The 12,679-nt window shown below is 55.3% G+C and carries 8 protein-coding genes and 1 tRNA gene; 3 read left to right on the plus strand and 6 right to left on the minus strand.

The window, feature by feature from the left end:
- Positions 1–587: 587 nt before the first annotated feature.
- The 3 genes from fadJ to DXXMK7_RS14355 all read right to left on the minus strand — a co-directional run bounded on the left by fadJ (position 588) and on the right by DXXMK7_RS14355 (position 4,678).
- Positions 588–2,780 (minus strand): fatty acid oxidation complex subunit alpha FadJ, encoded by a 2,193-nt coding sequence (gene fadJ / locus DXXMK7_RS14345; protein WP_038919682.1) that lies wholly within the window; start codon positions 2,778–2,780, stop codon positions 588–590.
- A complete protein-coding gene (fadI, locus tag DXXMK7_RS14350; RefSeq protein WP_371205854.1) occupies positions 2,777–4,096 on the minus strand; it encodes an acetyl-CoA C-acyltransferase FadI in 1,320 nt (439 codons plus the stop codon). Before fadI ends, fadJ begins: the two co-directional genes overlap by 4 nt.
- Positions 4,097–4,381: 285 nt before the next feature.
- Entirely contained in the window at positions 4,382–4,678 is a 297-nt protein-coding gene (locus DXXMK7_RS14355; protein WP_072093503.1) for a YfcZ/YiiS family protein, read from the minus strand.
- 381 nt (positions 4,679–5,059) lie between these two features.
- On the opposite strand from DXXMK7_RS14355, the gene fadL reads away from it, so the two are divergent.
- Positions 5,060–6,325, plus strand: a complete 1,266-nt coding sequence (gene fadL, locus DXXMK7_RS14360; protein WP_038919684.1) for a long-chain fatty acid transporter FadL — start codon at positions 5,060–5,062, stop codon at positions 6,323–6,325.
- A gap of 81 nt (positions 6,326–6,406) precedes the next feature.
- Here fadL and mqo read toward each other — a convergent pair whose 3' ends face one another.
- On the minus strand, positions 6,407–7,978 hold the full coding sequence (gene mqo, locus DXXMK7_RS14365) for a malate dehydrogenase (quinone) (protein ID WP_038919686.1): 1,572 nt from the start codon (positions 7,976–7,978) through the stop codon (positions 6,407–6,409).
- A gap of 416 nt (positions 7,979–8,394) precedes the next feature.
- Positions 8,395–9,156 carry a phospholipid-binding lipoprotein MlaA gene (mlaA, locus tag DXXMK7_RS14370; RefSeq protein ID WP_038919687.1) on the minus strand — a complete coding sequence of 254 codons (762 nt, stop codon included), beginning with the start codon at positions 9,154–9,156 and terminating at the stop codon, positions 8,395–8,397.
- A gap of 499 nt (positions 9,157–9,655) precedes the next feature.
- Here mlaA and DXXMK7_RS14375 point away from each other — a divergent pair.
- Positions 9,656–9,730, plus strand: a tRNA-Arg gene (locus DXXMK7_RS14375).
- Positions 9,731–10,006: 276 nt separating this feature from the next.
- Here DXXMK7_RS14375 and DXXMK7_RS14380 read toward each other — a convergent pair.
- Positions 10,007–10,798 carry an NPP1 family protein gene (locus DXXMK7_RS14380; protein ID WP_038919688.1) on the minus strand — a complete coding sequence of 264 codons (792 nt, stop codon included), beginning with the start codon at positions 10,796–10,798 and terminating at the stop codon, positions 10,007–10,009.
- Between the two features lie 1,029 nt (positions 10,799–11,827).
- Between DXXMK7_RS14380 and DXXMK7_RS14385 the strand changes: the two genes are divergently transcribed.
- Complete coding sequence (locus DXXMK7_RS14385; RefSeq protein WP_038919689.1) at positions 11,828–12,637, plus strand: 5'-nucleotidase, lipoprotein e(P4) family; 810 nt, start codon at positions 11,828–11,830, stop codon at positions 12,635–12,637.
- Positions 12,638–12,679: the final 42 nt, after the last annotated feature.

A 12,679-nucleotide genomic window follows, 5' to 3' on the forward strand; every position in this document is an offset into this window, starting at 1 on the left:
CATCACGTCATCATAATATGCTGTCGGCTCGCTTTTAGATTTCATTTAACAGCAGTTTAGACTAAAAAATAATTTTCATTCAGATAAAAAAATTATCAATCCCCACAATACAGAATAAACCGGCACCGGTTTTATTTTTCTGACACTTTTACACTTTTTCATCTTATAACCGCGGGAAACACTGGAAAAAATACCCCGCCTCACTATAGTGAACAGAGAAAACACCGGTGCCGAATACAGTACGTTTAAATAATTCAGCGCGGTATTATGCCCAGCATTCAGGGAATTGTTGCACTGGGTGGTAAAAACGATGGACCGATTAAATAAAAAGCAAGCATTTTCAATAAAATACAATTATCACTCCGCTAATGCATCATTGCATTCAGCATTTTTATCAATTAATTTTTTCACCTAAAAGTGAATCCGATAAATAAAGTTTTTCGTCAGCCAATAAAATAATTTTTTAAACAAGATTGGGTTATTTCATTCAAAAAATCTGCCTTTCGGCTTTTTAATTTATTATTTACTCATCCGACAAGAATAAAAAACGAGGGTGGATAACGGGTTTAGGTTTCTCCTTCACCCGCTTATCGCTCCGTTTCATCAGCAAAGCCAACCAGCTGCGACTGTCGCCGGAGCAGCCCTTCCGCCGGCGCAAACCGATCGCCGTACTGCGCCTGCAATGACAGCAGGGTTCCCACCACCGTTTCTATCCCTAATTGATTCATGTAGTGGAACGGGCCGCCCAGAAACGGCGGAAATCCGATTCCCATCACCGCGCCGATGTCGCCGTCGCCCGGACGGCGGATCACCCCTTCATCCAGACAGCGCACCGCCTCATTCAACATCATCATGACGCAGCGCTGCGCAATCAGCGCCGGATCCAGATGCGCTTTGGGCGTCACATCCAGCAATGGATAGAGGCTGCCGTCGGACACTTTGCCCCGACGCCGCCACAAACCGCATAACCGTTCATAACGCGACTGATCGTAGCGATAAAAGCCGCGGCCGTTCTTGCGGCCTTTACGATTGTCGCGGGCAATGGCTTCCAGCGCCGGCGGCGCACAAAACCGCTCGCCCAGTTCCGCCACCAGCACCGGTACAATCTTCATCGCCACATCAATCCCCACCTCATCCAGCAAGTTAAAAGGCCCGACGGGGAAACCGAAACGCACCAGCGCCTGATCAACCGATTCGACCGGTTCGCCTTCCAGCAGGCAGCGAGCCGCTTCATTCAGGTAAGGCGCCAGAATACGGTTAACATAAAACCCGGCTTTATCCGCTACCACGATCGTGGTCTTGCCCTGCTTCTTCGCCAGCGCCACCGTGCTGGACAACGTCTGCTCGCTGGTTCCGGCATGCGGAATAACTTCAACCAGCGGCATCTTGTCCACCGGGCTGAAATAGTGCAGGCCAATCACCTGCTCGGGCCGGCTGGCGCCGGCGGCGATCTGATGAATCGGCAGCGACGACGTATTGGTGGCAAACACCGCATGCGGCGGCGTCACCGCTTCGGTTTCCCGCACCATCTGCTGTTTGAGCGCCAAATCTTCGAATACCGCTTCCACTACCACATCGACGCGCTCAAATCCCCGGTAATCGGTCCCGCCGGAAATCAGGCTCATTTGCCGCCGCTGCTCTGCGGGCGTGATGCGGCGGCGCTCGACCTGTTTGCTCAACCGTTGCCAGCTGTTGCGCAGCGCGAGGGTAATGCCTTGCTCATGAATATCTTTAATCCTTACCGGCAATCGGCCGTTAAGCGCGGTGACGCCGGCGATGCCGCCGCCCATCAAACCACCGCCCAGCACCCCGACCCGGCGCAGTGGGCCGGGTTCGGCCGGCGCGCCCCGATCTTTTTTCAGGGCCGTGGCGGTAAAAAACAGTCGCCGCAACGCCACGGACTCCGGCGACGCCACCAGTCGGCCGAAAGCGCGAGCCTCCGCCTGATAGCCAGCCTGACTGCCCTGCTCCAGACCACGCCGCACCACCGCCAAGATACGCGCCGTCGCCGGGTAATTGCCCTGGGTTTTCGCCTGCGTCTGCCGCCGCACCCGCTCAAACAGCCAGCGGCGTACGTAAGGCAGCATCAGTAACCGGTGCCGCCAGCCGGGCGAAGACGGTTGGCGTTTACCGCGGCGGATAAAGCCCAGCGCCGCCTCCAGCAAGACCGCGTGCGGCACCACCTCATCCACCAACCCGAGCCGCCGCGCCTGAGCCGCCCGCAACTGCCGCCCGGTCAGGATCAACTCCAGCGCGCGGTCCACGCCAATCAGACGCGGCAGCCGCTGGGTGCCGCCTGCGCCCGGCAATAGCCCCAATTGCACTTCCGGCAACCCGAGACGGGTACTGTCGTCCGGCGTACAGAGGCGATAATCGCAAGCCAGCGCCAGTTCCAGCCCGCCGCCCAGACAGGCGCCGTGAATGGCCGCCACCACCGGGAACGGCAGATGGGCGATCGCCTCCAGCGTTTCCTGCCCGGTTTCAGCCAGAGCCTGCGCCGCTGCCGCGTCGGCACAGGCATCCAGCATGCCGATATCCGCCCCGGCGATAAACGATTCCGGCTTGCCGGAGAGAATAACCAGCCCTTGCAGGCCACTGTGCTGTCGGGCCTGCGTCAGCACCGCGCGCATCTGTTCCGCGAATTCCGCTTTCAGGGTATTCACTTTCTCGCCGGGGACATCCACGGTAATCACCCCGATATGATCGGGGCGTAGCGTCAGTTGGAAAGCGGCGTGCGCCTCATGTTCGTGCGCCTGATGCATCGAATTCAGCTCGGTCATTGCGTTACCTCCAACACCATGGCTGCCCCCAGGCCGCCTGCCGCGCAGGCGGTAACCAGCCCCAATCCGCCGCCTCGCCGGCGCAGTTCATGCAGCGTCTGGGTGATCATGCGCGCGCCGGTCGCGGCAAACGGATGCCCATAGGCGATCGAGCCGCCCCGCACATTGAAGCGCTCCCGGTCCACCTCCCCCACCGGCGCGCTGCGCCCGAGTTTATCGCGGGCGAATTCAGCGCTGGCGAACAGGTGCAGATTAGCCAGTGTTTGAGCGGCGAAGGCTTCATGCATGTCGATCAGCGCCAGATCATCGAGCCGGATACCCGCCCGATCGAGCGCCAGCGGGGTGGCGTACGCCGGCCCCGCCAGCATGTCCTGCTGTACCGGAATAGCGCTGAACGCATAGCTGCGCAGGTAGCCAAGCGGCGTCAGTTTCAGTTCGCTGGCGCGGGATTCGCTCATCAGCAACACGGCGGCGGCGCCGTCGGTTAACGGCGAACTGTTGCCGGCGGTCACGCTGCCGTAGCGACGGTCAAAGGCGGGTTTCAGGCGGGAATACTGTTCCGGCGCGCTGTCGCGACGAATCGTGTTGTCTTCATTAATCGCCTGCTTATACGGCGGCACCCAGGCGGTCATCACCTCGTCACGCAGTACGCCGTCGGCCCAGGCCTGCGCGGCGCGTTGATGGGAGAGATGAGCGAACGCGTCCTGCGCGTCGCGGCTGATGCGGTAGTCTTTCGCCATCTGCTCGGCGGTATCGCCCATGCGCAGCCCGGTAGAGTACTCCGCCACGGCGGGCGCCACCGGCAGTAAATCCCGTGGCCGCAGGCGAGCGAATAACGCCAGCCGCTGGCGGAAGGTTCTGGCGCGCGAAAGATCGACCAGCGTGCGCGCCAGCGCCTTGCTGACGCCGATAGGCAACACGGAAGCCGAATCAGCGCCGCCGGCGATGCCGATGTCGATAGCGCCGGCCAGAATGCTTTCCGCCACGTTGGCGACCGCCTGAAAGCTGGTGGCGCAGGCGCGGGAGACGCTATAAGCATCGGTATGCACGCTCATGCCGCTGCCCAGCACGATTTCGCGGGCGATATTGGGCGCCTCCGGCATCTGAATTACCTGCCCGAACACCAGTTGCTGCACCAGCTCCGGTTCGACGCCGCTGCGAAGCAACAGCTCATTGACCACCAGCTTGCCCAGCTCCAGCGCCGGAATACCATGATAAACCGTTGCCTGCCGGGCAAATGGGGTTCTCAGCCCACTGACAATCGCAATGCGGTCGCCACGCCGGGTGACCAGCGGCACTACTTCGCGTTCGCGCATAACCATTCCGTTCATCCCTTTTCAGAGCCGATGGGGTCTGAACTCATTGTTAACCTGAAGATTACATTATGCAAACAAGCAGATACCAAACAGCGAGCCGCGCCACGCTTCCGGGCGCTCATACGCAACGGAAATAAGACGGTAAAGATAATGAAACAGAAAGAATAATGAGGCGGGAGGACTCGGGGAATGCGGCTGATCTCAGCGAGTCAGCCGCAAAGCGAAGGCAAGCACGCCGCTATTGATCGCGGTTAACGTGATCGCGGGTTAGCTCAGGATGGCCGGTTAGCGCAGGCCCAACTGGAAGATCAGGGTTTCAGCCTGGCAGCTAAACGTGAAATCCATATCCAGTTTGAATCCGCCTTCCGCCTCGGACAGACGGGCATCAATCACGCAAGGTTCGGATTCAACCGAACGGGCTTTTTCCGTCAGTTGCTTCTGCGTCTGTTCCGCGTCGCTGCGGTGGGGAAATACACGGCTGTAAGATGCGGTGCAATCGGTGTTATCCATTACGGTTCCCACATCCACACAGCAACAGGCGGCGGTTTCTTCTGCGCTACATTTGTTAATCGCGTTTGTCATGGCAAAACTCCTCTGCGGCGACAGGCGCCTCCACAATCGGAAGCACGCTATCCATCTATTCTGTCCCCATTTTACTCACCACAGCCGTCTATCACTAGCACTTACCGATTAAAGGGGTATTACGTGATGCAAATCACATCTTAACGTTATTTTTCAATGAAATAGGCTAAATCATCTAAACATAATCATGACATTTGTTAACTGGATCTAATTTCTGAATCATTTTTGCAACATTTGTGGAACTGAAAGAAAACATTTCATCGTTTTACTTTTATACTTTTCGCAACTGGTCTGATTTGTCAGCCCATTAACCCCCCCTACAATGCGCGTCCCTTGTTACACGCTTAACAAAAATTACAAACGTTCAGTGAGGTTTCGGTCATGAGCCAGAAAGTCCTGTTAAAGAAAACATCACTTGCTGTGGCGCTGGCGCTAATGGCATCCAATGCAACCGCTGCAGGTTTCCAGTTGAATGAGTTCTCCTCATCCGGCCTGGGGCGCGCCTTTTCGGGTGAAAGCGCCATTGCAGACAATGCGACCTCCGGCAGCCGCAACCCGGCGACCATGACGATGTTTGATCGTCCGGCCTTTTCCGGCGGCGTGACCTACATTAACCCGGACATCGACCTGCGCGGCTCCAGCAGCACCGGCCGTGACGCCAGCGCAGACAATATTGCGCCGCACGCCTGGGTGCCCAACCTGCATTTCATCATGCCGCTGAACGAGCAGTGGGCGGTAGGCGCATCCGCCACCACCAACTTCGGTCTGGCGACTGAATTCAGCGACAATTTCAGCGCCGGTTCCATCGCGGGCAAAACCGACCTGAAAACCTCCAACCTGAATCTGAGCGCGGCCTATCGCCTCAACCAGCATTTCAGCTTTGGTCTGGGCGTCAACGCCGTGTACGCCGATGCCAAGATTGTGCGTAACGCCGGCGAAGTCGGTCCGGCGCTGGGCGTACGCTCAACGTCCGAGATCACTCATCTGGATGGTAAAGAATGGGGCTATGGCTGGAACGCCGGCATCCTGTATGAACTGGATAAAAACAACCGCTTCGGCCTGAGTTACCGCTCCAAAGTCGACATCGACTTTGATGGTTCCTTCCGAAGCGACCTGGCGGCGCCGCGCGGCACCAGCGGCACCACCATCCCCGGCAAGCTGACGCTCAACCTGCCGGAAATGTGGGAGCTTTCCGCTTACCACCGCGTCGCCCCGCAATGGGCGGTTCACTACAGTCTGGCCTACACCAGCTGGAGTTCCTTCCAGGAATTGCGCGCCACCGGCAGCAACGGCCAGCAACTGTTCCAGAAAGACGAACGCTTCCACGATGCCTACCGCATCGCGCTGGGCACCACGTACTACTACGACGACAACTGGACTTTCCGCACCGGTATCGCGTTTGACGACAGCCCGGTACCGGCCGACAAACGCACCATCTCCATCCCGGATCAGGATCGTCTCTGGCTGAGCGCCGGCACCACCTACGCCTTCAACAAAGACGCCTCGGTGGATGTGGGCGTGTCTTACATGCACGGTCAGAAAGTGACGATTCACGAAGCCGGCGTCGCGGCCAACCTGCCCTCTTACACCTTTACCTCTAAAGGCCGGGCGTGGTTGTACGGCGTGAACTTCAACTACAGTTTCTAACCCGGGTACCTAACCCGTATTCGTAAAAAAGGCCGCTATCGCGGCCTTTGGTTGTATGGGAAGTCGGCTATGCCAGTGGCATTACTCCGGCTTCACTTCCATATAGTTCAGTTTCAGCGTGCTACTGGTGTAACCGCGGATCTTGTTGGTCAGGTCGATATTGCCTTCCAGTTTCTGGCCGTAAGACGGAATGATTTCCTTCAGTTTGGCCTGCCATTCCGGCGTCGCAACCTTATCCTTGAACACGGTCTGCATCAGGCTCAGCATGATCGGCGCAGCAGTGGACGCACCCGGCGACGCGCCCAACAGCGCGGCGATGGAGCCGTCTTTGTCGCTGACAATCTCGGTGCCCAGCTTCAGTACGCCGCCCAGATCTTTGTCTTTCTTGATGACCTGTACGCGTTGACCCGCCACCGCCAGACGCCAGTCAGACTGTTTGGCCTGCGGGAAGTACTCTTTCAGCGCGGCAAAACGGTCATCGTCGCTCATCATTAACTGACCGATCAGGTATTTCACCAGATCGAAGTTATCGATCCCCACATTTACCATCGGCATAAAGTTGGAGGTGTTCATGGACGAGAACAGATCCCACAGCGAACCGTTTTTCAGGAATTTGCTGGAGAAGGTAGCGAACGGCCCGAACAGCAACACCTGCTTGCCGTTGAAGATACGGGTATCCAGATGCGGTACGGACATCGGCGGCGCGCCAACCGAGGCTTTACCGTATACCTTGGCGAGATGGCGTTTTACGATGTCCTGATTATCGGTGACCAGAAACTCGCCGCCGACCGGGAAACCGCCATAGTTGCCCGCTTCAGGAATGCCGGATTTCTGCAGCAGTTGCAGCGCCGCGCCGCCGGCGCCGATGAACACGAACCTGGCTTTGATCGCGCTTTCTTTACCGCCGTTTTTCAGGTCGGCAACCACTACGTCCCAGGTTTTATCCGGGTTGCGCTTGATGTCGCGTACTTCGTTGCTCAGTTTCAGGTTGAAAGTCGTATGCTGTTTCAACCCATCCACCAGTTGGCGGGTGACTTCGCCGTAGTTGACATCGGTGCCGATCGGCATACGGGTGGCGGCAATCTTCTGTTGCGGATCGCGCCCTTCCATCACCAGCGGGATCCACTGCTTGATCTGATCCGCGTTGTCGGAGAACTCCATGCCGCGGAACAGGGTGCTGTGCTGCAGCGCCTGATAACGTTTGTGCAGGTAATTAACGTTGTCGTCGCCCCACACGAAGCTCATGTGCGGCACGCTATTGATAAACGACGACGGGTCTTTCATCACATTGTGAGAAATTTGATAAGACCAGAACTGACGGGAAACTTCGAACGCTTCGCTGATTTCGACCGCCTTGCTGATGTCAATCGAGCCGTCGGCTTTTTCCGGCGTGTAGTTCAGTTCCATAAAAGCGGAGTGGCCGGTACCGGCGTTATTCCAGCCGTTGGAGCTTTCCTCCGCCACATTATCCAGACGCTCGACCATGCTGATGGTCCAGTTCGGCTCCAGCGCCTGCAGATAGGTGCCCAGCGTGGCGCTCATGACGCCACCGCCGATCAGCACCACATCCACTGCCTTACTTTCTTCCGCCATGACAGGCTGTGCCAGCCCTATGGCGCCCAGACACAAGGTGGTAACCAATAGTTTTTTCATGTTTATGTCCCGTTATGTCAATGTGTCATCCCTGCAGGTGAACAAGGGTGATTCCAGATTAGCGAGATAACGATGCAGGAGCGATGAGCCATGAGAAACACGGCGGCAACCCGTAGCAGGTGCGCGACAACGCCTTCGTCTATTTCAGCATAGAGCAAAAATGGCTGACGGCAGGCGGAGATAAGAGCGCGTTACGCCATACGCGGATTGCTGCTCAGGGCTGCTGAATCGTTACCCTCTCTAACCGGCTGTTATTATTGTTACATAGACGGTGGAAATAAATTTATGTAATTAAATAAACGCTCAACAACAATATAACGTTTCACAAACAATCAGTTTGGCGGGTTTCAGGCGGGCAGGTAAGAAGAGTTGTGACAAAAGGCGCCCGCAGGCGCCTATCAATACTAAAAAAACGCTTATTTATCTGAATCGATTTCGTCCAGACTGCCTTCAATCGCTTTAGCGTTCGGGTTTGCCACCGGGGCGGATTTACCGTCGTTAGCCAGGAAATCGTGCCGCTGGAAATAGGCATCGCGCACCATCAGATAAGGGTCGGACGAATTACGCAGCAGCCCGTCGGAATCCAGCAGGCGGGCGCGGGTTTCCAGCCCTTCCACCGCCCACTTGCCGGCGGACATCCAGAAAGTGAGATAACTCAACGGCGGATAAAGCGTATCCACTACCCCGCCGCCGTCTTCACGCAGCGTGGCGCTGCCATAACCCGGCAGCACCAGATAAGGCCCGTAGCCTACATCGTAATGCCCCAGCGTACTGCCGAAACGGTGCGGCTCTTCTTTCGCCAGTTTCGGATTCGCCATTGCCGCGACGTCGATCAGGCCGCCCATCCCCAGCAAGGTGTTAAGGAAGAAGCGGTTAAAGTGAATCATCGCCTGATAGGGTTTACCCTCGGCGAAATAGTTCACCATGGTGGCGGGTTCAGACAGGTTGACGAAGAAATTGGTCAGACCATTGCGCGCCGGTTGCGGCATATAATCGCGCCAGACCACCGCTGCCGGGCGCACCACATACGGATCCAGCACGTTGTAGTTGAAGCCGAACATGGTGCGGTTGAATCCTTCCAGCGGATCCGAACGCTGCTCAGGCGCTGAGGTTTTAGAGCTGGCACAGCCGGCAAGCAATGCGCTCGCCAGTACCACACCACCCAGACGAAAATTCATAACGTATCTCCCTGCTGAACTTTCATGCAGTCCGCACGACCTGCCATCGGGCCGCCAGCGCACAAGGCCACATGTTATCATCTTAATACACCGGGCTTTGGTTTGCCCGTGCCGCCGGCGGCGGTCTGTTGGAAAAATGGCGATCGTTTAATAGCGGCGCCAGAAGTGACGCCCCTCCCGTCAGCGCTTCAGAATTGTCCGGTTCATGCCGGACAGCCTTGCTCGGGAAACAACCGCCGTCGCATCGACTGACGCGACGGTCAACATTGGAGGATGCGGATCCTGCTTCAGGCACCGGTATAATTCCAGCACCAATTGTGCGATCGCACCCTAATTCAGTGATTTGCGTAGTCCGTCACCCATTTGTCTGACGGCCAGCGTAGCGAAAGATACCACGATTAAGGCCGCTATTCAGGCCAAAACTGGTGGCGGATTGAGCAAACGCACCGGCAAGTGCTTATGGCGACAGCCAAATCGGTTATAATGCGGCGCCAACGCAGTCCCCATAGTTAAATGGATATAACAAGCCCCTCCTAAGGGCTAGTTGCAGGTTCGATCCCTGCTGGGGACGCCAGTCAATTCAAAACCCCCTATATAAGCCTATCATTCATCTTTATATCGCCCCGTCACTCAGCACATTCCACCGTCTACGGCCTGGCATCGTGTCTGCAACCATAAATCAATCCGTCCCCTTGATACCGGCATTCGTCGCACACGGTTTACGCCAGCAACGGTTTGCGTCGTAAATAGGGAAAACGCGAAGAAATAGCATGTAATGCATGCCGCAAGGATGATTAAAAAAGATGAAGGGAATTACAGATAGCCGGGCCACTCGACCCGGCCGGAGGCATTAGCGGGAGCTGTCCACGCTGGCCTGCGTGAAGTTCGGGTAATCACCCGGTTTGCCGTTGTTCAGATTAGACAGGAAGTTGCCGTCCTTCATAGGGATATCAGCCGATTCGTAGTTGAAGGTATTCATCTTGTTGCGCATGTCCTGATTGCTGACGCCATCGCCATGCACCGAGTACCAGCTGACAATATCCGGCGTAACGAAAGTGTTGTAGGGGTTTTCCGCCTGTTCGCCTGATTTGGCAAAACGGAAAGCGTGGGTCAGCCCGCCGTCTTTATGGTACACAAACTTCAGGTGACCATTTTGCTTATCGAGGCTGGATGCGGCCGCCGTCGTCAGCTTACCGTGCGCGCTGTAGCTGCCGTGCGTCACGGCGCCGTTTTTGGTCCAGACCGCCGCATATTCCCAGTCGTGGCGATGACCGCTCTTGATGCCGGCCACAATCTGATCTTTCAGGAAGTAGAGCGCGTAAAAGTGGCCGCAGTAGCGGTTGCCGCCGTTATTGACGCAGGCGTAACGATGCAACGTGTTGGATTTGTCCAGAAACGTGGACCAGCGGCAACCGCCTGTCAGGCTGCCGGTCGGGTTAAGGCCGCCATTCTGCTTGCCGCTGCGGCTGATCCCGGCGCTGGGCAGACAACCGTCCGTATCGAAATCGAATACCGGCGCAATCGACGCGGCGTTAACGCCGGAAGGCAGCGCCTGATCCAGCTTGTCAAAATCATCGGCGTGAGCCGCAAACGCAATCCAAAGGGGGAGTGTTGCCAGAACAGCTGTCTTCTTAAAAAACATATCATCTCCTGTTTCTGTTTTACTTAATTAGGCGTCATGCCTGTAAGTGCTTTTAAAAAGCAAAAGAAAGATGGGTGGCTCATATTAATTACCACAATGACAACACCCATGTTACAACTGTGAATAAATACCAGCTCGAACATCTGGCTGGTCGGAAGTCATCATAACTGCTTTTTTAGGCAGGATTCAATCTTTAGCCAGAGCGGATTCTTATTATCCTAAATATAAATATCACAGCCGTTATTCGTTTCAAAAAAAACCAATGAATGATAGCGATATAAAATTATCACCTGTCAGAAGCAATATGCTTTGTCATCCATTTTTATCCCCACTTTTTTTCATACTATAAAAGGCTTTTTTCAGGAAACCAACAGCCTTTCCAGCAAAGGAGGATACGCACCAAACGCCATCACTACGTCTTTAAAATTTCCAAATAACTCCCAAAAATCATGATTCCCGGCTTTGTTGTCTGCGTCGGGTATTGCTGCGGCGTTTCCCCAACAGTTTTATCGCGTTTTCTATCACCAGCCTGAAAATATCCCAGCCATTCTCTATTAAAAGCGCTGATGAAGAAAAAATATTTTTGTCATCCCGATGATATAAAACCGCCATAAATCGCCGTTATAAATAAGACTCGACAGAACGCGCAGCAAGATATATCGACAATAAATAAAACGCATTAAAAAAACGAAGTATTTTCCGTTTAATAAAAAGATAATTTATTCCATGACGTTCATATCATTCGCATTACAATTATCTACCCTCATTATAAGTTTCCTTTATTTTTATTGACTCTCCGGCATAGTATTTACCATTTCAACAGGCTAAGTTCGTTGTCGTGGGATCGTTTTCATTACGATTCCCACCGATTTCCCCTGTGAGCCGATTCGTGACAGTTCTTAAAAAAGTGCGTACAAATAAAACCAGCATATTTACTCCCCGATATATTCCTGCTTCGATACCACTACCACACTATTCCTATTCCAGCTCGGCGTTCTCGCCTTGCTCGCCAAAAACAAAGGAAAAACCATGAAAAAGCTGACTTTCAGCGCCAGCGCCCTGATGGCAGTGCTGGCGTTAACCGGCTGCACCACGCCCGCAACTCAGGATGCGCAGACAACGCTCGCCAACCAGTCGGTGCTGGCCCTGAACTGGTTCCAGCAATCGGGTGAATATCAGGCGTTATGCTATCAAGCGTTCAATACCGCGCGGATGGCGTTCGACGCGGCGCCGGCCAAGCCGGGCAAGAAAAAGACGGTAGTGGTCGATATCGACGAAACCATGCTGGACAACAGCGCCTACAGCGGCTGGCAGGCCAAAGAACATAAATCATTCAGCCCGCTCAGTTGGAACCGCTGGTCCCAGGCCCGTCAGGCGCTGGCCGTGCCGGGCGCGGTGGAGTTCGCCCGTTATGTCAACAGTCATGGCGGCCAGGTTTTTTATGTGTCCAACCGGCTGATTATCGAAGCCAGCGATACGCGTGACAACCTGGTCAAACTCGGTTTTCCGAACGTGAACGACCAGACGCTGTGGCTAAGCAAGGGCAACAGCAACAAGCAGGCGCGCTTTGATGATATCGCCGCTCAGGGCAATGACATTGTGCTGTACGTGGGGGATAACCTGAACGACTTCGGTGAGGCGACCTACCACAAGGACAATGCCGCACGTCGGGCATTCGTCAGCAATAATCAGGCGAAATTCGGTACGCAATTCATCGTACTGCCCAACCCGTTGTACGGCGATTGGGAAAGCGGCCTCAGCAGCGACTACAACAAGCTGACGCCGGAACAGAAACTGCAGGTGCGCGATCGGCAAATCCGTGCCTGGAACGGTCAGTAACCCGCTGCGTTACCCGCCGTTTATCACGCGAGACGTGTGAAG

This window comes from Dickeya sp. MK7, from assembly GCF_000406305.1.
GTDB classification, from domain to species: domain Bacteria; phylum Pseudomonadota; class Gammaproteobacteria; order Enterobacterales; family Enterobacteriaceae; genus Dickeya; species Dickeya fangzhongdai.

Excerpts from the sequence above, each read along its gene's own strand:
- DXXMK7_RS14380 (WP_038919688.1), bottom strand. The coding sequence starts at position 10,798 with ATGTTTTTTAAGAAGACAGCTGTTCTGGCAACACTCCCCCTTTGGATT.
- DXXMK7_RS14385 (WP_038919689.1), top strand. The coding sequence starts at position 11,828 with ATGAAAAAGCTGACTTTCAGCGCCAGCGCCCTGATGGCAGTGCTGGCG.
- fadI (WP_371205854.1), bottom strand. The coding sequence starts at position 4,096 with ATGCGCGAACGCGAAGTAGTGCCGCTGGTCACCCGGCGTGGCGACCGC.
- DXXMK7_RS14355 (WP_072093503.1), bottom strand. The coding sequence starts at position 4,678 with ATGACAAACGCGATTAACAAATGTAGCGCAGAAGAAACCGCCGCCTGT.
- mlaA (WP_038919687.1), bottom strand. The coding sequence starts at position 9,156 with ATGAATTTTCGTCTGGGTGGTGTGGTACTGGCGAGCGCATTGCTTGCC.
- fadL (WP_038919684.1), top strand. The coding sequence starts at position 5,060 with ATGAGCCAGAAAGTCCTGTTAAAGAAAACATCACTTGCTGTGGCGCTG.
- fadJ (WP_038919682.1), bottom strand. The coding sequence starts at position 2,780 with ATGACCGAGCTGAATTCGATGCATCAGGCGCACGAACATGAGGCGCAC.
- mqo (WP_038919686.1), bottom strand. The coding sequence starts at position 7,978 with ATGAAAAAACTATTGGTTACCACCTTGTGTCTGGGCGCCATAGGGCTG.